Origin of the sequence: Novosphingobium sp. Chol11, assembly GCF_900218065.1 — a bacterium.
GTDB lineage: Bacteria > Pseudomonadota > Alphaproteobacteria > Sphingomonadales > Sphingomonadaceae > Sphingobium > Sphingobium agri.
In genome coordinates this window covers 1,147,692-1,168,886 of sequence record NZ_OBMU01000001.1, presented here as the reverse complement: position 1 = coordinate 1,168,886, position 21,195 = coordinate 1,147,692, and the positions used below count along the sequence as shown (strand labels likewise).

At 62.4% G+C, this 21,195-nt stretch carries 19 protein-coding genes and 1 tRNA gene; 16 read left to right on the top strand and 4 right to left on the bottom strand.

The annotated features are described in order from the left end of the window. Position 1 precedes the first annotated feature (1 nt). Entirely contained in the window at positions 2–223 is a 222-nt protein-coding gene (locus NCHOL11_RS05850) for a hypothetical protein (protein ID WP_097092760.1), read from the top strand. Positions 224–283: 60 nt separating this feature from the next. Further along, positions 284–1,738 (top strand): cobyric acid synthase, encoded by a 1,455-nt coding sequence (locus NCHOL11_RS05845; RefSeq protein ID WP_097092759.1) that lies wholly within the window; start codon positions 284–286, stop codon positions 1,736–1,738. Positions 1,739–1,927: 189 nt separating this feature from the next. On the opposite strand, the gene NCHOL11_RS05840 is transcribed toward NCHOL11_RS05845, so the two are convergent. Beyond that, positions 1,928–2,004, bottom strand: a tRNA-Arg gene (locus tag NCHOL11_RS05840). Positions 2,005–2,145: 141 nt separating this feature from the next. Here NCHOL11_RS05840 and NCHOL11_RS05835 point away from each other — a divergent pair. Then, positions 2,146–2,580, top strand: coding sequence for a hypothetical protein (locus tag NCHOL11_RS05835; protein ID WP_097091475.1), 435 nt, complete (start codon positions 2,146–2,148; stop codon positions 2,578–2,580). Positions 2,581–2,633: 53 nt separating this feature from the next. Here NCHOL11_RS05835 and ppdK read toward each other — a convergent pair whose 3' ends face one another. The 3 genes from ppdK to NCHOL11_RS05820 all read right to left on the bottom strand — a co-directional run bounded on the left by ppdK (position 2,634) and on the right by NCHOL11_RS05820 (position 8,469). Beyond that, positions 2,634–5,333 carry a pyruvate, phosphate dikinase gene (gene ppdK / locus NCHOL11_RS05830; RefSeq protein ID WP_097091474.1) on the bottom strand — a complete coding sequence of 900 codons (2,700 nt, stop codon included), beginning with the start codon at positions 5,331–5,333 and terminating at the stop codon, positions 2,634–2,636. A 149-nt stretch (positions 5,334–5,482) separates the two neighbouring features. Then, positions 5,483–7,597: a glycine--tRNA ligase subunit beta gene (glyS, locus tag NCHOL11_RS05825; protein WP_097092758.1), complete on the bottom strand. Its 2,115-nt coding sequence runs from the start codon at positions 7,595–7,597 to the stop codon at positions 5,483–5,485. Further along, positions 7,597–8,469 (bottom strand): glycine--tRNA ligase subunit alpha, encoded by an 873-nt coding sequence (locus NCHOL11_RS05820; protein ID WP_097091473.1) that lies wholly within the window; start codon positions 8,467–8,469, stop codon positions 7,597–7,599. The genes glyS and NCHOL11_RS05820 overlap by 1 nt, the downstream gene beginning before the upstream one ends. A 163-nt stretch (positions 8,470–8,632) precedes the next feature. Here NCHOL11_RS05820 and NCHOL11_RS05815 point away from each other — a divergent pair, with 163 nt between their 5' ends. The 13 genes from NCHOL11_RS05815 (at position 8,633) to NCHOL11_RS05755 (ending at position 21,171) form a co-directional block, all read left to right on the top strand. Next, positions 8,633–9,547, top strand: coding sequence for a TraB/GumN family protein (locus tag NCHOL11_RS05815; RefSeq protein ID WP_097092757.1), 915 nt, complete (start codon positions 8,633–8,635; stop codon positions 9,545–9,547). Further along, complete coding sequence (locus NCHOL11_RS05810) at positions 9,544–10,422, top strand: TraB/GumN family protein (RefSeq protein ID WP_097091472.1); 879 nt, start codon at positions 9,544–9,546, stop codon at positions 10,420–10,422. The genes NCHOL11_RS05815 and NCHOL11_RS05810 overlap by 4 nt, the downstream gene beginning before the upstream one ends. 111 nt (positions 10,423–10,533) lie before the next feature. Further along, positions 10,534–11,148, top strand: a complete 615-nt coding sequence (locus tag NCHOL11_RS05805; RefSeq protein ID WP_097091471.1) for a 50S ribosomal protein L25/general stress protein Ctc — start codon at positions 10,534–10,536, stop codon at positions 11,146–11,148. Between the two features lie 157 nt (positions 11,149–11,305). After that, positions 11,306–11,875 carry an aminoacyl-tRNA hydrolase gene (gene pth / locus NCHOL11_RS05800; RefSeq protein WP_097091470.1) on the top strand — a complete coding sequence of 190 codons (570 nt, stop codon included), beginning with the start codon at positions 11,306–11,308 and terminating at the stop codon, positions 11,873–11,875. Positions 11,876–12,015: 140 nt separating this feature from the next. Continuing rightward, positions 12,016–13,644, top strand: a complete 1,629-nt coding sequence (locus tag NCHOL11_RS05795) for an alpha-D-glucose phosphate-specific phosphoglucomutase (RefSeq protein WP_097091469.1) — start codon at positions 12,016–12,018, stop codon at positions 13,642–13,644. Between the two features lie 61 nt (positions 13,645–13,705). Then, positions 13,706–14,410 carry a DUF2490 domain-containing protein gene (locus NCHOL11_RS05790; RefSeq protein WP_097091468.1) on the top strand — a complete coding sequence of 235 codons (705 nt, stop codon included), beginning with the start codon at positions 13,706–13,708 and terminating at the stop codon, positions 14,408–14,410. A 69-nt stretch (positions 14,411–14,479) separates the two neighbouring features. Further along, complete coding sequence (gene ychF / locus NCHOL11_RS05785; RefSeq protein ID WP_097091467.1) at positions 14,480–15,580, top strand: redox-regulated ATPase YchF; 1,101 nt, start codon at positions 14,480–14,482, stop codon at positions 15,578–15,580. Between the two features lie 89 nt (positions 15,581–15,669). Continuing rightward, positions 15,670–17,103, top strand: coding sequence for a succinylglutamate-semialdehyde dehydrogenase (gene astD, locus NCHOL11_RS05780; protein ID WP_097091466.1), 1,434 nt, complete (start codon positions 15,670–15,672; stop codon positions 17,101–17,103). Between the two features lie 135 nt (positions 17,104–17,238). Beyond that, positions 17,239–18,027 carry a uroporphyrinogen-III C-methyltransferase gene (cobA, locus tag NCHOL11_RS05775; protein ID WP_097091465.1) on the top strand — a complete coding sequence of 263 codons (789 nt, stop codon included), beginning with the start codon at positions 17,239–17,241 and terminating at the stop codon, positions 18,025–18,027. Continuing rightward, complete coding sequence (locus tag NCHOL11_RS05770; protein ID WP_097091464.1) at positions 18,024–18,320, top strand: DUF2849 domain-containing protein; 297 nt, start codon at positions 18,024–18,026, stop codon at positions 18,318–18,320. The genes cobA and NCHOL11_RS05770 overlap by 4 nt, the downstream gene beginning before the upstream one ends. Before the next feature lie 2 nt (positions 18,321–18,322). Then, positions 18,323–19,954 carry a nitrite/sulfite reductase gene (locus tag NCHOL11_RS05765; RefSeq protein WP_097091463.1) on the top strand — a complete coding sequence of 544 codons (1,632 nt, stop codon included), beginning with the start codon at positions 18,323–18,325 and terminating at the stop codon, positions 19,952–19,954. Then, entirely contained in the window at positions 19,947–20,387 is a 441-nt protein-coding gene (locus NCHOL11_RS05760; RefSeq protein WP_097091462.1) for a DUF934 domain-containing protein, read from the top strand. Before NCHOL11_RS05765 ends, NCHOL11_RS05760 begins: the two co-directional genes overlap by 8 nt. Continuing rightward, positions 20,380–21,171 carry a phosphoadenylyl-sulfate reductase gene (locus NCHOL11_RS05755; protein ID WP_097091461.1) on the top strand — a complete coding sequence of 264 codons (792 nt, stop codon included), beginning with the start codon at positions 20,380–20,382 and terminating at the stop codon, positions 21,169–21,171. Before NCHOL11_RS05760 ends, NCHOL11_RS05755 begins: the two co-directional genes overlap by 8 nt. Positions 21,172–21,195: the final 24 nt, after the last annotated feature.

Sequence of the window (21,195 nt, the reverse complement as noted above, 5' to 3'; positions counted from 1 at the left end):
GATGAACCGGATCAAGCGCCTTTTCACGATAAAGACGAAGTTCGAGGCATTTCTGGTCATCTATGCGCTTGCACTGGGCGCTACGGAGCGCGGCATCGTCTATATGGGGCAATATCCAGGTTTCGGCGGCCAATTGCTTGCCCTGGCATGCACCGGATCGGTATTCATGGCCGGGGGGATGATCATCGATGCCGTCGAGATGCGGCGGCGCCTGACCTACTGAACGGCGTTTCGGGGCAAGGCGGCGGTTGACCGGGAGCGGAGCCGCATGCAGGAGCGCGCCATGGCCGCCATCATGCTTCAGGGAACAGGATCCGACGTCGGCAAGTCGGTGCTCGTTGCGGGGCTGTGCCGCGCGCTGGTGCGCCGTGGTTACAGCGTGCGTCCTTTCAAGCCGCAGAACATGTCCAATAATGCAGCCGTCACTGCCGATGGCGGAGAAATCGGCAGGGCCCAGGCTCTCCAGGCGCTGGCGGCCGGGATGGAGCCGCATAGCGACATGAACCCGGTGCTGCTGAAACCGCAGGCTGACCGGACGTCGCAACTGGTCGTGCATGGCAAGGTTCGTGGCACTCTGGGCGTTGGGAATTTCCGGACGGCGCGAGCCGAGCTTTTGGGTGCGGTGATGGAAAGCTATGTGCGGCTCCGGCAGCAATGCGACATCGTCGTGGTCGAGGGCGCCGGATCGCCCGCCGAAATCAATTTAAGGGCCGGTGATATCGCGAACATGGGCTTCGCGCGGGCCGCGGATGTGCCTGTCATCCTGGTCGGCGACATAGATCGTGGCGGCGTCATTGCCGCGATCGCAGGCACCAAGGCCATTATCGATCCGGCGGATGCTGCGATGATCCGAGGATTTCTGATCAACAAGTTCCGTGGTGATCCCGCGCTGTTCGAGGATGGCTATCGCCAGATCGAGCAATTGTCAGGCTGGCGAGGCTTTGGCGTGATCCCCTGGCTATCGGCCACTGCCAGGCTGCCCAGCGAAGACGCCGTGGTGCTGGAGAGGAATATCGATCGTGGCGCCAGGGGGACGGTGATTGCCTGCCCTGTCCTGCCCCGCATCGCGAATTTCGATGATCTCGATCCGTTCAAGCTCGAGCCTGACGTGGAGCTTGTCATGGTGCCGCCGGGGCAACCGATCCCCGCCCAGGCCAGCCTGATCATTCTGCCGGGTTCGAAGGCGACCATCGCCGACCTGCGCGCGTTGCGGGCGGAGGGATGGGACATCGACATCCTGTCGCATCATCGGCGCGGCAGGCCCATTTTGGGCATTTGCGGAGGGTATCAGATGCTTGGCCGCAGCATCTCAGATCCTCACGGCATCGAGGGGGAACCGGAAAGGATCGAGGGGCTGGGCCTGCTTGATGTGGACACACGGTTGATGGGCGATAAGTCGCTGGAGCGGGTGGCGGGCACGGCGTGGGGGCAAAGCTTCACGGGATATGAGATGCATGTCGGCCTGACCGACGGCCCCGATCGCGCGCGGCATTTTGCGCGACTGGCCGATGGCCGGACGGATGGAGCTGTCAGTGCGGACGGCCGCATTTGCGGCACCTATGTGCACGGCCTCTTTGCCAGCACGGAAGCGCGTGCTGGGTTGCTGGCGTCGTTGGGCGTGAAATCCGGAGCGGTGGATTATGCCGCGTCGGTGGAACAGGCGCTCGATGACATTGCCGGGCAGTTGGAGCTGCATGCTGACATCGATGCGATGATCGAGATGGCGACGAAAGGCTGACGCGGACGGGTTGCTGTGGGAAATGATGCGGCTTGTCGGCAAGCTCGCCCACCGTTCAGCCGTGTGGCTTCCCCTGTTACTAACGGGCGGATATTTGTTGGACTTCCGACCGGCACAGTCGCGCCTGAACAGCTAAGACAATCACCTATGATCATCTTACATGCTGCTGATTTTCTTGGGAAAAGAAAATGGCGCGCCCGGAACGATTCGAACGTCCGACCCTCAGATTCGTAGTCTGATGCTCTATCCAGCTGAGCTACGGGCGCGTTGTGGAGCGGCAGATAGAGGGGGGCGGATGATTGGGCAAGCCCCTTTTTCACTTTTTTTTACGGGGCTGCCGTCGCAGTTTCGCAGGCGCAACTTTTCCCGGCATTTGCTCGTTGCGGATTGGGGGAAGGAGGCGAGGCATGGCTTTCACTTTGAACGAAATCATATTGCTGGTCATCGCACTGCTCGTTGGGCTTGTGCTGGGCCTGATGATGAGCGGACGCGGCAAATATAAGCGGCTGTGGCGGGACGAGCAGATCGCGCACCGGCAGACGTTAAAGGAACGGGATGCGCGGGTGGCGGCTGTTCCTCCCGGCGTTGGGCATGATCGCTCTGATCGGGATGATCTGACACGGGTCAGAGGGATTTCAGCGGCAGATGCGGCCGCACTGCATGAGGCGGGCTATCATCGTTATGACCAGCTTGGCGCGATCAGTGACGAGCAGCAAGCGGCGTTGGAGGCACGGCTGGGGCGGGAACCGGGAACGATCGCGCGCGAGGAATGGCGCACGCAGGCGCGGCTGCTCGAAACCGGCAAGGTCCGCGAGCATGAGCGGCGCTATTTGGAGACATAAGGTGAATGCCCTCTAACCCCTCCCGCGTACGGGAGGGGGTTGATGGGTTTGCGCTACTTCTTCGCCAGCGCGGCCTGCGCAGCGGCGAGCCGGGCGATCGGGACGCGGTAAGGTGAGGCCGAAACATAGTCGAGGCCGGTAGCCTCGCAGAAGGCGATCGAGGCGGGATCGCCGCCATGTTCACCGCAGATGCCGAGCTTGATCCCCGGACGGGTCGCGCGACCACGCTCGGCCGCCAACTCGATCAGTTGGCCTACGCCCTCCACATCGATGCTGACGAATGGATCGCGGGCGAAGATGCCCTTGTCGACATATTGCGTCAGGAAGCGGCCCGCGTCGTCACGGCTGATGCCAATCGTCGTTTGCGTGAGGTCATTGGTGCCGAAGGAGAAGAACTCGCCCACTTCGGCGATCTCGCCTGCCTTCAGCGCAGCGCGCGGCAGTTCGATCATGGTGCCGACGAGATATTCGACCGAGGCGCCCTGCTCCGCGAAGACTTCACTGGCGACGCGATCGACGATCGCCTTCATCAGCTCCAGTTCCTTCCTTGTCGCGACAAGCGGGATCATGATTTCCGGGATCGGCGCTTCGCCGCTGCGCTGCTTGATGAGAAGCGCGGCTTCGAAGATGGCGCGGGCCTGCATTTCGTAGATTTCGGGGTAAGTGACGCCGAGGCGGCAACCGCGATGGCCGAGCATGGGGTTGAACTCATGCAGTTCGGCGGCGCGGCGCTTCAGCGCATCCACGCCGACGCCCGCTGCCTTGGCCACTTCCTCGAACTCCGCCTCGCCATGAGGCAGGAATTCGTGCAGCGGCGGGTCGAGCAGGCGGATGGTGACGGGCAGACCGGCCATCACCATGAAGATCTGCGCGAAATCGTCCCGCTGCTCGGGCAGCAGCTTTTCGAGCGCGGCGCGGCGGCCCTTCTCGGTATCCGCCAGGATCATCTCGCGGACCGCAGTGATGCGGGCGGCGTCGAAGAACATATGTTCGGTACGGCAGAGGCCGACGCCCTCCGCGCCGAAATCACGCGCGGTCTGGCAGTCGAGCGGGGTTTCGGCATTGGCGCGAACCTTCAGGCGGCGGACCTTGTCGGCCCAGCCCATCAGCGTGCCGAAGTCGCCAGCCAGTTCGGGCTGCACCGTCGGCACTTCACCCGCCATCACCTCGCCAGTCGAACCGTCGATGGTGAGGATGTCGCCTTCCTTGAGCGTGCGCCCTTCGATGCGCAGCGTCTTGGCGGCGTTGTCGATCGACAGGCTACCAGCGCCGGACACGCAAGGACGGCCCATGCCGCGCGCCACCACCGCCGCGTGTGACGTCATGCCGCCACGCGCGGTCAGGATGCCCTTTGCGGCGTGCATGCCGTGAATGTCTTCGGGGCTGGTTTCGACGCGGACGAGAATGACGGAATCGCCCAGCTCGTTGCGGCGCTCGGCCGTATCGGCATCGAATACGATCGCGCCAGAAGCCGCGCCCGGAGACGCCGGGAGGCCCTTTGTCAGCACATCGCGGGGCGCTTTGGGATCGAGCGTGGGGTGCAGAAGCTGGTCTAGTGCGGCCGGATCGACGCGGGCGACGGCTTCCTCCTTGCTGATCAGACCCTCCGTCGCCATGTCGACGGCGATCTTGAGTGCGGCCTTGGCAGTGCGCTTGCCGGAGCGGGTCTGGAGCATCCAGAGCTTGCCCTGCTGCACCGTGAACTCGATGTCCTGCATGTCGCGATAATGGGTTTCGAGGATCTGAAACACCCGCGCCAGTTCGGCGTAGGTTTCCGGCATCGCCTCTTCCATCGACAGCGGCTTGGCCCCTGCCCGCTCGCGCGCCTGGCGTGTGAGATATTGCGGCGTGCGAATGCCCGCGACGACGTCCTCGCCCTGCGCGTTGATGAGGTACTCGCCATAATAGGCGTTCTCGCCAGTCGCGGGGTCGCGGGTGAAGGCAACGCCGGTGGCCGATGTGTCACCCATGTTGCCGAACACCATCGCCTGCACGTTTACGGCGGTGCCCCAGTCATGGGGGATCGAGTTCAGGCGGCGATAGACCTTCGCTCGGTCGGCCTGCCAGCTGCCGAATACGGCGCTGATTGCGCCCCACAGCTGGTCGTTCACATCCTGCGGGAAGGGCTTGTTCCAGAGCTTTGAAACAAGGCCTTTATATTCAGCAACGAGCGCCTTCCAGTTGTCGGCGGTCATTTCCGTGTCGAGCGTGTAGCCCTGATCTTCCTTGGCGATCTCAAGGGCTTCCTCAAACGCGCCATGGTCGAGTTCCAGCACCACGTCAGAGTACATCTGGATGAAACGGCGATAGCTGTCCCAGGCGAAACGCTCGTCACCCGACGCGGCGGCAAGGCCGAGGACGGTTTCATCGTTGAGACCGAGGTTGAGGACCGTGTCCATCATGCCGGGCATGGAAATGCGCGCGCCGGACCGGACGGAGACGAGCAGCGGGTCGGCCGCGTCGCCGAACTTCTTGCCCGTGACCCCCTCGATATGGGCGATGCCGTTCGCGACTTCCGCCTTCAGGCTCTCCGGGAACATGCCGCCATCCTGATAATAGCGAGTGCACATTTCGGTCGTGATCGTGAAGCCGGGAGGCACAGGCAGGCCGATGGCGGCCATGCCGTCCAGATTGGCGCCCTTGCCGCCGAGGAGATTCTTGTCACCCTTGCCGCCATCATCGACGCCGCCGCCGAAACGATAGACATAACGCGTCGCGGTCGTGCTCATGCTGGCCTCTTCCATTTTCAACATAGTCCCGGCTCTCCCTGCACTGATTGCCGTGTATTTGTGCGTTGCAGCAACATTCCTACAACAGGCGGGGCGACGAACGCACCCGCTTTTACGATGATCCTTGGCCTTCTCTATTCTTTTCCGACGCTTCGCAGCCCGGTTCTTACGAATTACCCTGCAATTTTCGAGAAATCAGCGACCGCATGCACAGCGTCCCGCACCCGCGCGAGCAGCGCGAGACGCGCCAAGCGTTTGGCCGGGTCAGCGTCGTTCACGGTCACTTTGTCGAAGAAGGCGTCAATCGGCGCGCGCAGGCTGGCGAGCGCGGCCATGGCGCCTTCAAAGTCCTCCGCCTGCACAGCAGCGCTTGCGCGCGGCTCGGCCGCATCAAGAGCGGCGATTAGCTCGGCTTCAGCGGGTTCGGGGGCGTAGGTCAATTGCGTTACCCCAGCGGAAGCTGGGGTCTCAGCTTCGCTCGACCCGCCTGAGATGCCAGCTTCCGCTGGCATGACGGAGCGAGTGGGTTCTTCCTTCTTCAGGATATTGGCGGCGCGCTTGTATCCGGCGAGGAGGTTGGTGCCGTCATCGGTGGCGACGAAGGATTGGAGCGCCTTCACGCGGGCAAGCAGGCGGACGAGGTCGTCCTCGCCGCCGAGCGCGAACACGGCGTCGATCAGGTCGTGGCGGACGCCTGCTTCCTTTTGCTGGACTTTTAGGCGGTCGGCGAAGAAGTCGAGGAGGTCACCTTCCGCAACAGCAAAGCGCAGGTTGTTGGTGGTCACAATCTGGATAACGCCCAGCGCCGCCCGGCGTAGCGCAAACGGATCACGCGAGCCAGTTGGCTTTTCCTCGATGCCGAAGAAAGAGCGCAGTGTATCCAATTTGTCCGCCAGCGACACTGCCACCGTTACCGGCGCAGTGGGCACCTCATCACCCTGCCCGACCGGCTTGTAGTGATCGCGGATCGCATCGGCGACGGCGTCAGGCAGACCTTCGGCGCGGGCGTAGTAGCCGCCCATGATGCCTTGGAGTTCGGGGAACTCTCCGACCATTTCGGTGACGAGGTCGGCCTTGGCGAGGCGGGCGGCTTGTTCGGCCAGGTTTGCCAGTTCCTCGGGCGTCGCTGCCTGCCCACCCCCGGCCCCTCCCGCTTGCGGGAGGGGAGAGATGATGCCTTTTTCTACCAGCCAGCGGGCCAGCTTGGCTACGCGTTCCACCTTGTCGGCGACTGTGCCGAGCTTTTCGTGGAAGGTGATGCGTTCGAGCTTCTTGGCGTGATCTTCGAGGCTGGTCTTGCGGTCCTGTTCCCAGAAGAAACGGGCGTCGGACAGGCGCGCGGCGAGGACCTTGCGGTTGCCCGCGATAATCGCTTCGCCGCCATCCTTGGCCTCGATATTGGCGGTGCAGATGAAGGCCGGAGCAAGCTTTCCTGCACCGTCGCGCAGGACGAAATATTTCTGGTTTATCCGGAGGGTTAGCTGAATGACCTCAGGCGGGACATCAAGGAAGGCCGGGTCGAAATCGCCTAGCAGCGGGACAGGCCATTCGGTTAGCCCGGCATTTTCTGCAACGAGGCCCTTGTCCTCGATCACTATATATCCCTTCGCGGCGGCGGCTTCGTTCGCCTTTGCCTCGATGATCGCCTGGCGTTCCTGATGCCTGACGATCACATGGCAGGCGCGAAGTTTTTCGACATAGTCGTGCGCGCCGCCGATGGTGATTTCGCCGGGATGATGGAAGCGATGGCCAAGCGTGGCGTAGCTCGACCTGATGCCTTCAATCTCAATGTCGACCAAATCCTCGCCGAGGATGGCGACGATGCCTTGCAGCGGACGGACCCAGCGCAGGCTCTCCGTCGTCTGCGAAGCGGTGCCCCAACGCATGGATTTGGGCCAAGGGAAAGCACGGACGATGGCGGGCACGGCTTGCGCCAGCACTTCCGCCGTCGCGCGGCCGGGCTTGTTGACGGTCGCGAACCAGACGCCCTCGCGGTCCTCAAGCTGGTCCTGGGTGAGGCCGGTCTTGCGGAGAAAGCCTTCCAGCGCCTGCGCGGGAGCGCTGGTGCGGGGGCCTTTGAACTCCTCGCTGACGGCCGCTGTCTCAAGGGGCAGGCTGCGCGCGACCAGGGCGAGGCGGCGCGGCGTGACGAAGCTGTCGATGGATTGCGACTTCAGGCCAGCTTTTGCCAACTCATCGGTGAAGAGGCGGGCGAGGTCTTCCGATGCCTTGATCTGCATCCGGGCCGGGATTTCTTCGCAGCGAAGTTCAAGGAGGAAATCGGTCATCACGCGGCCCACCCGTTTACTTCCATCCACTTCTCACACGAACCCTTGGCGAGGTCGCGGACGCGGCCGATGTAGCTGGCGCGTTCCTGGACGGAGATGACGCCGCGCGCCTGGAGCAGGTTGAAGACATGGCTTGCCTTGATCGCCTGATCATAGGCGGCGAGCGGGACGCCTGCTTCCAGCGACGCCTTGCACTCGGCTTCGGCATCCTTGAACCAGCGGAACAGCTTTTCGGTGTCGGCGATCTCGAAATTCCATTTCGACATCTGTTGTTCATTGGCAAGGAAGACGTCGCCATAGGTCACGCCCGCGTCGTTGAACTTCAGATCATAGACACTGTCGACGCCCTGAATATACATGGCGAGGCGTTCGAGGCCGTAGGTCAGCTCGCCCGCGACAGGCTTGCAATCGAAGCCGCCCATCTGCTGGAAATAGGTGAACTGGGTGACTTCCATGCCGTCACACCAGACTTCCCAGCCCAGGCCCCAGGCGCCGAGCGTCGGGCTTTCCCAATCGTCCTCGACAAAGCGGATGTCGTGGACGAGCGGATCGATGCCGATCTCCACCAGCGAGCCCAGATAAAGCTCCTGAAGGTTCGCCGGGGACGGCTTCATGATGACCTGATATTGGTAATAATGCTGGAGGCGATTGGGATTTTCGCCATAGCGGCCATCGGTCGGGCGGCGGCTGGGCTGCACATAGGCAGCGTTCCAGGCGTCCGGACCGAGGCTGCGCAAGGTGGTGGCAGGGTGAAAGGTGCCCGCGCCGACTTCCATGTCATAGGGTTGCAGGATCACGCAGCCCTGGCGGCCCCAATAGGCATGCAGGGTGAGGATCAGGTCCTGAAAGGAAAGCGGCTTGCCTGTCGCCACGGACGGTCCCTTGCGAAAATGACGGTTTGATCGCGCGCGCCTTGGCGCAGGAGGGCTTTAGGGTCAAGGAAAAGCGGCTAGGCAGGCACTAATCCGCTTGCCCAAATCCCCCCTGCCCCGCATGGATGCGAAGTTTGCTGATGATGATGGATCGATGCGCGGTATGAGATGGTCGCTTTCCCGCCTGGTGGCGGCGGGCCTGTTGATGTTGAGTGGCTGCGCGCAGGAGCAGCAAGCCACGGCGCGCCCGCCGATTGCGAAGTCCGGCTATGTGACGCCTGCGCTGTGGCAGGTGCGGGACGAGGACACGACCATCTATCTGTTCGGCACTGTCCATGTACTGAAACCACGGACGGAGTGGTTCAAGGGCGGCGTGAAGCGGGCATTCGACGGCTCTGACGAGCTGATTTTGGAGATTGTCGAGCCAGACGATCCGCAGGCGATGGCCGCCGCCATGGCGCACAAGGGTCTGGCGCGCGACGGCGTGAAGCTGTCGGATCGGCTCGCCCCGGCTATGCGCGGGAAATATCAGGCAGCGATGGCGGCGAACGGATTGCCCTGGCAGATGTTCGAGCCATTCAATCCCTGGATGGCCGGGATGGCGCTGGCGGTGAAGCCTCTTGAGAAGCTGGGCTACGAAGCCGATCTGGGCGCCGAGAAGATCCTGACAGCAGCGGCCAAGGCTGCGGGCAAGAAGGTCGGCGCGCTGGAGACGATAGAACAGCAGCTTGGCTACTTCGCCGGACTACCGATGGTCAGTCAGGTCAAGTTCCTGACCGCAACCGTCGACGGGTTGCCGGAGATGGATAAGGAATTTTCCCGGCTGATCGCGCATTGGCAGGAGGGCGATCCCGCCAAGTTGGCAGCAGAGATGAATGAATCGCTGGAGGCCACGCCGGAGCTGGCGCAGGTGCTGCTGATCCAGCGGAATGGCAGTTGGGCCAAGTGGATCAAGGAGCGGCTGGCGCAGCCCGGAACCGTCTTCATTGCCGTGGGCGCCGGGCATCTGGCGGGCAAGGGCAGCGTGCAGGACCAGCTCAAGGATCTGGGCGTGGCTTCGGTCAGGGTTGTTGAGTGAGCTGGCTGCGATGGCTGGGTTTATGCGTGCTGCTGCTCGTGGCGGCTTGCGGACGGGAGCAGGGCCCGCCGCCGGTTGAAGACGGGCCTGCGCTGTTGCAGGTGCAGGGGCATGGGCTGGATGGCTGGCTGTTCGGCACGATCCATGTGTTGCCTCGCGGTGTCGATTGGCGGACCGGTGACATAGACCGCGCGATCGGGGATGCCGACCGGCTGGTGCTGGAATCCGCCGAGATACAGGACTCGCAGCGAACCAGGGCCTTGTTCGAGAAGATGGGTCGCAGTCCCGGCCTCCCGCCGCTCGAGGCCCGGGTGCCTGCGTCCGAGCAGGCCGAATTGCGGCGGGTCGCTGATGATGGCGGGGCCGACTTGCGGCTCATGTCGGGCTATGAAAGCTGGGCGGCGGCCATGCTCTTGTCGGCGGCGGCACAGCAATCCCTCCATCTAAGCGCCAGCGCAGGGGTGGAGACCGTGTTGATCGAGGCGTTCCGGGATACGGGCAAGCCGATCAACGGACTGGAGACGGTCGCGCGGCAGTTCGGTGCTTTCGATACCTTGCCGGAAGCATCGCAGCGGCGACTTCTGACGCAAACGGTGGCGGAAGCGGAGGACATGAAGGCGCTTTACGAGCGGATCCTGAAAGCCTGGCTGAAGGGCGACATGGCCGCGATTGCGCGCGAGGAGCAAGTCGGAGAGCGGCCCGATCCAGCTGTTGAGCAAGCCGTGCTCGTCGCGCGCAACCGGGACTGGAGCGTTGCGATCGCCCAATTGAGGGGCCGGCCGTTCATAGCGGTCGGCACCGGACATCTGACCGGGCGGGACAATCTCATCAGCTTGCTGGAAGAGCGCGGATACAGGATGACACGGGTGCAATAACGCCGCGCCCTTGCCATTGCCCGCTTTTCTGCTACAGGGCCGCCTTCCCGTGATGGTCATCCCTGGAGGCGTTGCGGGAGGTTTTGACATATCAGCTTTTGGAGACACGCAATGAGCGAGCAGCTTACGCTGTCGGCCGAGGCACGCGATCGGGCAGGCAAGGGAGCCTCCCGCGCTCTCCGCCGTGAGGGCCGCGTACCCGCCGTCATCTATGGTAACAACGAAGAACCCCAGTCGATCCACGTCGAGGAAAAGCTCCTCAACAAGCTGCTCGGCACCGGCCACTTCTTCAATTCGGTCGTTTTTGTGGAAGTCGGCGGCAACAAGGTTCGTACCCTTGCCAAGGACGTCGCTTTCCATCCCGTGACCGACCGTCCGCTGCACGCCGACTTCCTGCGCGTTTCGGAACATGCCACCGTCCACGTCAACGTGCCGGTGCGCTTCGAAAATGAAGACGCTTCGCCTGGCCTCAAGAAGGGCGGCGTTCTCAACATCGTCGCGCATGACATCGAACTGATTGTCGATGCGGCCGAAATCCCCGACGACGTAGTCGTGGACCTCAAGGGTCTCGACGTCGGTGAATCGATCCACATCGGCGCTGTGAAGCTGCCCCGTGGCGCCAAGGCTGCGCATGATGAAACCGACTTCACCGTCGCGACCATCGTTGCTCCGTCTGCCCTGAAGAGCGCCGAGGGTGACAACGAGACTCCGGCGGAAGGCGAATAAGCCTTCTTCCGTTACGACTAAAGCAGCCCCGTTCGGGCTGAGCGAAGCCGAAGCCTCAACTGAACGAAGCGAAGAATGCCTTCATTTCGTTCAGGCGAGCCCTTGGACAAGCTCAGAGCGAACGGGGCTTTGTTGTTATACAGGCTGGGAGATACGGATGCAGATCTGGGCAGGCCTCGGCAATCCGGGCACCCAATATGCGATGCACCGGCACAATGTCGGCTTCATGGCGGCTGACGTCATTGCCGACATGTATCGCTTCTCCCCACCCAAAAAGCAGTTTCATGGCTGGGTGCAGGAAGGCCGCATCGGAACAGAGAAGATCGTCCTGCTGAAGCCCGCCACCTTCATGAACGAAAGCGGCCGTTCAGTCGGGGAGGCCATGCGCTTCTACAAACTGACGCCGCAGGATGTGACCGTCTTCCACGACGAGCTGGACCTCGCGCCGATGAAGGTGAAGGTGAAGCGCGGCGGTGGCAATGCTGGGCATAATGGCCTGCGGTCGACGGACGCGCACATCGGCGCGGATTTCCGGCGCGTGCGGATCGGCATTGGCCATCCGGGGCACAAGGACCGGGTGCATGGCTATGTGCTGGGCAATTATCACAAGAGCGAGATGGACGCACTGGCCGATATGCTGGGAGCGATCGGCGCGGAGGCAGAGTGGCTGGCGAAGGGCGATGACGCCCGCTTCATGAATGAGGTTGCGCTAAGGCTCGCGGACTGATCAGCAGAGACTGCGGGGAAAGTTATGAGTCCACGGCCCGCCGCCCTGCCCGCACGGTGAAATCTGGGCGACGCATTGCGCAACGCAGCATCCAAGCGCCATAGAGGATACCTGACCTTCCACTTCTCAAGAGGATACAGGTGATCCAGATCGTCGCCATCAAGCCTTTCAATGACCAGAAGCCGGGCACGTCCGGCTTGCGCAAGAAGGTCCGCGTTTTTCAACAGCCGCATTATGCAGCCAATTTCGTGCAGTCGGTGTTCGACAGCCTCTCCGGCTTCGAAGGCCAGACGTTGGTCGTCGGTGGTGACGGACGATACTTCAACCGCGAGGTCATCCAGGTCGTGCTCAAGATGGCGGCCGCCAATGGCTTCGGTCGAGTGCTCGTCGGCCAAGGCGGCATATTGTCCACGCCCGCGGCATCGCACCTCATCCGCTCCTCAGGTGCATTCGGTGGCCTTGTGCTTTCGGCCAGCCATAATCCAGGCGGGCCGGACGAGGATTTTGGCATCAAATATAATGTAGGTAATGGCGGCCCCGCGCCGGAGAAAGTGACTGACGCCATCCACGCGCGGACGCTCTCGATCGACAGCTATCGCATCGTCGATGCCGGCGACATCGACATAGACACGCTGGGAACGCGTGAACTGGCCGGGATGACGGTCGAGATCGTCGATCCGGTCGCCGCCTATGCCGACCTGATGGAGCAACTGTTCGACTTCCCGGCCATTCGCGAGATGATTGCCGAAGGCTTCACCCTCTCCTTCGACGCGATGAGCGCGGTCACCGGCCCGTACGCGAAAGAGATTTTCGAGCGGCGTTTGGGCGCGCAATCGGGAACCGTGCGCAACGGCACACCCCTTCCCGACTTCGGCCATCACCATCCCGACCCCAACCTCGTCCATGCAAAAGAACTCTATGACCGCATGATGGGTGACGCCGCGCCCGACTTCGGCGCAGCATCGGATGGCGATGGGGACAGGAACCTGATCATCGGCCGCAATTGTTATGTGACGCCTTCGGACTCGCTAGCGGTGCTGGCTGCGAATGCCCATCTCGCGCCCGGCTACGCAAAGGGCCTCACGGGCATTGCGCGATCGATGCCCACCAGCGGCGCAGCGGATCGCGTGGCGGAAAAGCTGGGCATCCCGCTGTATGAAACCCCGACAGGCTGGAAATTCTTCGGCAACCTGCTGGACGCGGGCATGGCGACCATCTGCGGCGAGGAAAGCGCGGGAACAGGCTCCGACCATGTACGCGAGAAGGACGGCATCTGGGCGGTGCTGCTGTGGCTCAACATCCTGGCGTCGCGCAGGCAAAGCGTGGCGGAGATCATGCAGACGCATTGGGCGACTTACGGCCGCAACTATTATGCGCGGCACGATTATGAAGCCATCGCCAAGGATCGTGCGGACGCACTGATGGCTGCACTTCGCGACAGGCTGACTGCCCTCCCCGGCACGGCGAACAGCGGCGGCACGGTGCAGAGTGCGGATGATTTCGCCTATAGCGATCCGACCGATCAGTCGGTCAGCAGGAACCAGGGCATTCGCATCCTGTTCGAGGATGGATCGCGCGTCGTATTCCGGCTGTCGGGGACCGGCACCGAAGGCGCGACACTGCGCGTCTATATCGAGCGCTATGTGGACCGCCACGGCAAGCTCGACATGGAAACCGAAGATGCGCTGGCGCCACTGGTGCGCGCGGCGCGAGAAATCGCGGATATCACCGGCTTCACCGGCATGGAGCAGCCGAGCGTGATTACCTGACGGACATAAAAAGTCACCGGAAGGAAATCGGATGGCAAGGGCGAGAGACTAGGGACGCCCCATGTTCCGACCTCGCCCTGCTGTTCATTTTTTCGGCGCTCTCTTGAGTGCCTCGACCCTTTTGACCGACGCTGCTGCACATGCCGCGACAGCCGAAGATGAGCAGGTCTGGCTCAACCTGACAGCGATGGGTCCGGTGAGCGGAAAGCTCATCTATTTCGCCGAAATTCAGCCCCGCTTCGGCAATGGCGCGTCGCAAGCCGACCAGACCATCCTCCGAGGCGCGGTGGGGTGGAAGCTGTCGCCCGAGTTGTCCATCTATCAGGGCTACGGGAACATCGTCCTGCCGTCGCAGGGCGGGCGCGACGTTAATGAAGAGCGCAGCTTCCAGCAGATCAGCTGGACGATCGGCAAGCCGAGGGGTGGCGAATTTTCGTCCCGAACGCGGCTGGAGCAGCGCTGGCGTTCGGACGGCAGCGGCATGGGATGGCGGCTGCGGGAAATGCTACGTTATGAAAAGCCGCTGAAGCCCGGCAGCCAAGCGGTCAATGCACTGGTCTACGCCGAGGGATTCGCAGCGCTCAACAGCACGAATTGGGGGCAACGGGCGGGCTTCGACCAATTGCGCAGCTTCGTCGGGGCGGAGGTCAAGCTGATGGGCAAATCCACCGCCGAGATCGGCTATCTCAATCAACTGATCAACCAGCGGGGCGGGAACGAGCGCGTGAATCACGTCGCATCCGTGACGCTCTTCTTCCGGCGCTGAGCACAGGCTGGCCTTCGGACGCGGAACAGGCTATCGGCCCGGCCATCATTTTGACGTGAAGGCAGGTCCATGGGTTTTCGTTGCGGTATCGTCGGGCTTCCCAATGTGGGCAAGTCCACCCTTTTCAATGCGCTGACCGAAACGCAGGCTGCGCAGGCGGCGAACTATCCCTTCTGCACGATCGAGCCCAATGAAGGCCGCGTGGCCGTACCCGACGACCGGCTCCAGACCATCGCCAAGATCGGCGGCAGCGCCAAGATCATCGAAACGCAGCTGTCCTTCGTTGACATTGCAGGCCTGGTGCGAGGCGCGTCCAAGGGTGAAGGACTTGGCAATCAGTTTCTCGCCAACATCCGCGAAACGGACGCCATCGTCCATGTGCTGCGCTGTTTTGAAGATGGCGACATCACCCACGTCGAAGGCAAGGTCGATCCCATCGCCGATGCGGAGACGGTCGAGACCGAATTGATGCTGGCTGACCTGGAAAGCCTGGAAAAGCGTGTCCCGAACTTCGCCAAGAAGGCGGCGCAGGGAGACAAGGAAGCCAAGGCGGCGGCGTCGGTATTGGGCAAGGCGCTGGACCTGCTGCGCGACGGCAAGCCCGCGCGGCTGACGCAACCCGGCGATGACGAGGAAGCTCGCATTTTCCAGCAAGCCCAGTTGCTGACCGCCAAGCCCGTTCTTTATGTCTGCAATGTCGAGGAAGAGGCAGCTGCAGAGGGTAATGCGCACTCCGCTCGCGTGTTCGAAAAGGCAGCGGCCGAAGGCGCGAAGGCAGTGATCGTATCCGCTGCGATCGAAGCCGAACTTATCACCATGCCGGTTGAAGAGCGTGCCGAATATCTGGAAGCTCTGGGCCTGACCGAAGCAGGCCTCGCCCGCATTATCCGCGCGGGTTATGAATTGCTGGGCCTCATCACCTTCTTCACCGTTGGCCCGAAGGAAGCGCGCGCCTGGACGGTCGCAAAGGGATCGAAGGCTCCACAAGCGGCCGGCGCAATCCATACCGACTTTGAAAAAGGCTTCATCCGCGCCGAAACCATGGCCTATGCCGACTATGTCCAGTTCAATGGCGAGGCTGGAGCCAAGGAAGCGGGCAAGTGGCGGTCCGAAGGCAAGGATTATGTAACCCAGGACGGCGACATCATGCTGTTCCGCTTCAACGTCTGACGTCGTGACGCTGCGGGCGGCTATTAACGGACGAACTCCTTGACCTCCCGCCGCTTCCCTAACGGGCCGTTATCCGCCATACCAAGTATATGTCCGCAACGCTGACTTCAACTGAACCCGCCACCGGTGCACTGCTGTGGCAGGGAAATGCCAGCGATGTGGAGGCGGAGGTTGCGACGGTCAGGGCAGCATGGCCGTCCTGGGCGGCTCAGCCGATTTCCTATCGTATCGAGACGCTGCGCCGTTTCGTCAATGTCGTGCGCGCCAATGAGGAGGCGCTGGCGGACCTGATCGCACGGGAGACCGGAAAGCCGCTTTGGGATGCGCGGACCGAAGTGACGGCTGTGATGAACAAGGTGGATATCTCGGTGGCCGCCTATTCGGAACGTACCGGCCAGCGGCGGCTGGAAGCGGCGATGGGTGCTCGCCAATCCGTCCGGCACAAGCCGCATGGCGTGATGGCAGTGCTTGGCCCTTATAATTTCCCCGCTCATCTGCCCAACGGCCATATCGTGCCTGCCCTGCTCGCCGGGAATGGCGTGCTGTTCAAGCCGTCGGAAAAGACGCCAGCAGTGGGCGAGATGCTGGTGCGCTTCTACCATGAAGCGGGCGTCCCGCAGGACGTCGTGCGGCTGGTGCTGGGCGGGCCGGACGAGGGCAAAGCGCTTACCGCGCATGAGGACGTCAACGGCATTCTCTTCACCGGTTCGGCCGCTACGGGACTGACGATCAATCGCCAGTTCGCCCATAATCCGGGCAAGATATTGGCGTTGGAAATGGGCGGCAACAATCCGATCGTCGTCTGGGATACCGGCGATATCGCCAGCGCCGCCGTCCTGGTCGTGCAATCGGCTTTCCTGTCGAGCGGTCAGCGCTGCACGGCCGCGAGCCGGTTGATCGTCAAGGAAGAACTGGCCGATATGTTGATCGGCGAGGTCAAGAAAGTCGCCGATCGGCTGATCATCGATCATCCCCATGCCGATCCTGCGCCTTTCATGGGGCCGGTCATCGACAATCAGGCAGCGGACCAACTCACCGAAAGCTTCCTCTATCTGATGAGCCATGGCGGGCGGCCGATAAAGCATCTCGTCCGGCTGTCGGAAGACCGGCCTTTGTTGAGCCCCGCGATCATCGACGTGACCAACATGAGCGAGCGCCCCGACGTGGAGTTGTTCGGGCCCTTGTTGCAGGTGATCCGCGTCCCCGATTTCCCGGCTGCGATCGCCGAGGCGAATAATAGCCGTTATGGCCTTTCTGCATCACTGATCGGTGGATCGCCGGAGCTGTATAACCAATTCTGGGCGAATATCCGGGCGGGGATCGTCAACTGGAACAGGCCGACCAACGGGGCGTCATCGTCTGCGCCTTTCGGAGGTCAGGGTATTTCGGGCAATCACCGGCCGAGCGCTTATTATGCAGCCGATTATTGCGCTTACCCGGTTTCATCGGCGGAGATCGAGCAGCCCAGAGCTTCGATTGGGATCGGGCTGAAGGAAGTGGATGTCAGTGGGATGGGAGATTGAGGTTCATCTCGCCGCTTCCGTCATTCTGGCGGAAGCTGGGATGACGAGGTGGGATAGTATGGCCCCAAATTTTCCTTCGCCATCGGCAAAGCATTCTGAATTGAAACCGTTGCGCGCTTCCGCCATCTGCCCAGCATGGCCGAACAACTACCTGCTACCGTTTTTCTCGTCGGCGCGGGCCCGGGTGATCCGGAACTGCTGACGTTACGCGCTGCGCGGTTGATCGCGCAGGCGGATGTCGTCGTGCACGACGGGCTGGTGTCGGCCGAGATATTGGCGATGGCCTCGCCTGAAGCCGAACTGATTTCCGTTGCCAAACAGCGCAGCCGTCACTCGATGCCACAGGAGGGCATCAACGCCCTGCTCGTGCAATTGGCGCTTGCCGGACGCAGCGTCGTGCGGCTGAAGGGCGGCGATCCGTTTGTTTTCGGGCGCGGTGGTGAGGAGATGGAGGCATGCCGCAAGGCTGGCGTGCCGGTCGAAATCGTGCCTGGCATCAGCGCAGCGATCGGCTGTGCGGCGCAGGCGCAGCTTCCCCTTACCCATCGCGATGCGGCAAGCGCTGTGACCTTCGTGGCGGGGCAATGCAAGGGGTTGACGGATCAGGACTGGTCAGGGCTCGCCGGTCATGGCCGCACGCTGGTTATCTATATGGGTGTGGCGACGGCGACCGACATCGCCGACAAGCTGATCGCCGATGGCGTATCGCCCGCCATTCCGGTCGCGGTTATGGAAAATGGCACGCGCGCGAACATGCGGACGCTCCGGACGCTGCTGGCGGACTTGGGCGACATGGTGGTGCGGGAACAGGTAAAAAGCCCGGCGCTGATTGTGGTTGGGGACGTTGCGGCTTACGCGCTGGCGCAGGATGTGCTGGCTGGCTTTGCTGCACAAATGAATAATGGGGCGGAGATGCATTCGTGAAGATTTTGACCGGGAATGACCTTGGCACCGGGGACGTGATCTGGTGGGCGGGCGATGGCTGGTCCCGGCAGGTCGGCGAGTCGGTCGATGTGGGCGACCGGGGCGATGAAATGGCGCGGGCCGAGGAAGCGGCGCTACGCGTGGTCGCTCCTTATGTGATCGATGCAACCGTGACGGACGAAGGTGTGCGTCCCGCCCATATCAAGGATCGCATTCGCGCTCTGGGTCCGACCGTGCGTCCCGACCTCACGCTTAAACCGAACGACGCCGATGCCGGCAACTGGGTGATCTGACCATGTATCGTTATGACAGCTATGACCAGTCCATCGTGGATGCCCGCGTTGAGGAATTTCGCGATCAGGTGCAGCGGCGGCTCGCCGGGCAGCTGACCGAGGATCAGTTCAAGCCGTTGCGGCTGATGAACGGCCTCTATCTGCAACTTCACGCCTATATGCTGCGCGTTGCCATTCCCTATGGCACGCTGTCCGCCAAGCAGATGCGCAAGCTGGGCGAGATCGCGCGCAAATATGACAAGGGCTATGGCCACTTCACGACGCGCACGAACCTGCAATATAATTGGATCAAGCTGGCCGACGCGCCCGACATTCTCGCCGAATTGGCGACGGTCGAGATGCATGCGATCCAGACGAGCGGCAATTGCATCCGCAATATCTCGTCCGACCAATATGCAGGCGTCGCCGCCGACGAGGTGACGGACCCCCGCCCGTGGGCCGAGCTGCTGCGCCAATGGTCGACCTTCCATCCGGAGTTCACCTATCTGCCGCGCAAGTTCAAGATCGCGGTGATTGCGGCGGAGGAGGATCGCGCGGCGATGCGGCTCCACGATATCGGCCTCAAGCTGATATCGCGCGATGGGCAGATCGGTGCGGAAGTCTATGCCGGTGGCGGCATGGGGCGGACGCCGATGGTTGCGCCGCTTATCAATGAGTTCGTGACCGAAGATGAGATCGTGCCTTATCTGGAGGCATGCCTGCGCGTGTATAATCGCTATGGCCGCCGCGACAACAAGTACAAGGCGCGGATCAAGATCCTGGTCCATGAACTGGGCGTCGAGGAATATAAGCGGCAGGTCGAGGAAGAGTTCGCACATATGCGCACGCTCGGCCTCAATCCGCCGCGTGAAGAACTGGCGCGCATCCGGCCCTTCTTCGCCAACCCGGCTTATGAGCAGGGGTTGAGCGAAGATATCGATCGCAGCGACCCGGCCTTTGCCCTCTGGGTGGACCGGCAGGTCGCAGCACATAAGCAGCCGGGCTATGCGATCGTCAACATCAGCCTGAAGCCGCGCGGCGGCATTCCGGGCGATGCTTCGGCCGAGCAGATCGAGTTGGTGGCAGACCTGGCGGAACGCTATTCACTGGACGAACTGCGCGTAACCCATGCGCAGAACCTTGTCCTGCCGCATGTGAAGAAGGCGGACCTATACGTCATCTGGCAGAAGCTGGACGAGGCCGGACTGGCGGAAGCCAATCTGGACCTGATCGGCGACATCATCGCCTGCCCCGGCCTGGACTATTGCAGCCTTGCCAACGCGCGATCAATCCCGCTGGCGCAGAAGCTTTCGGAACGGTTCGCCGACGCAGGCCGCCAGAAGGAGCTGGGCGAACTGAAGGTCAAGATTTCCGGCTGCATTAACGCCTGCGGTCACCATCATGCCGGCCATATCGGCGTGCTGGGCGTGGACCGTAAGGGCGTGGAGAATTTCCAGCTGTCGCTCGGCGGATCGGGTGCGCAGGATGCTGCCGTCGGTCAGATCACCGGCCCCGGCTTCTCCGAGGATGGCGTCGTGGATGCCATCGAGAAGGTGACGGACCTCTATCTCGCCGAGCGTCAGGAAGGGGAGCGCTTCCTCGACACCTATCGCCGTCTTGGCATGAAGCCCTTCAAGGAGGCAATCTATGGTTGAGTTCCTGACTTTCCGCGACGGTGAAGCCGCGCAGGAACCCGCCGTGACGGTCGAATCCTTCACGGGCCAGTCCAATTCGACCGCCGTCAGGATCGAGGCGGGCGAGGATGCGCGCGAATTGCTGCCTTATCTTGACCGGCTGTCACTGGTCGAGGTGAACTTCCCCGCTTATGGCGACGGACGCGGCTATTCGGCGGCGCGTATCCTGCGTGAGGCGGGGTATCAGGGCGAGTTGCGAGCGGTCGGCGACGTGCTCGTCGACCAGTTGGTCGCGATGCGCCGCTGCGGCTTTGACAGCTTCCGCCCGGACAAGGCGCTGGACGACGCCGCCGTCGAGCGCGCCCTCAATCGCTATGCCGACGTCTATCAAAAGACCGTCGATGGCCGCAGCCCGGTTTGGGCGAAGCGGCACCCGGAGAGTATATATGGCTGAACCTGCCCGCCAGCTTGACGTCATCGACGCCCGCCCTGCCTTCACGCAGGCTGATGCGGACGCGCTGAACGCGCGTTTCGACGGCGTGGATGCATTGACGATGCTCAAGACCGTCTTTGCCGAAGGTCTAGCCGGCAAGGTGGCGGTTGTGTCTTCCTTCGGCACGGAAAGCGCCGTGCTGCTGGATCTGGTGGCGAGGGCCGACACGTCCGTTCCCGTGATCTTCGTCGATACGCTCAAGATGTTCGCGGAAACGCTCAACTATCGCGATACCCTGATCAGCCGCATGGGCTTTATCAACAGCCGGTCGGTCACGCCGGATGCGGATGTTCTGGCGAAGAAGGACGAAACGGGCCTCCGCTGGTCCTACGACCCTGACGGCTGCTGCGACATTCGCAAGGTCGAACCGATGAACCGCGCCAAGCAAGGGTTGGATGCGTGGATTTCGGGGCGCAAGGCTTTCCAGTCAACCACGCGGCAGAACATGCCGCGGTTCGAGGTGGAAGACGGCCGCCTGAAGATCAATCCGCTGGGCGACTGGACGAAGGACGATCTGGAAGCCTATTTCGCCGAGCATGACCTGCCGCGCCATCCATTGGAAGCGCAGGGTTATCTGTCTGTCGGTTGCGAGCCATGCACGTCGAAGGTGCTGCCGGGTGAAGACCCGCGCGCAGGACGCTGGCGCGGTTGGGACAAGGTGGAATGCGGCATTCACTCGCCCGTGACGCCGATCCCCGTGCCCTCGGTTGATCCAGAGGACCCGGCCAACCAGCCTGTTTTCTGATGGCCTGAGCTGAATAGATCACGA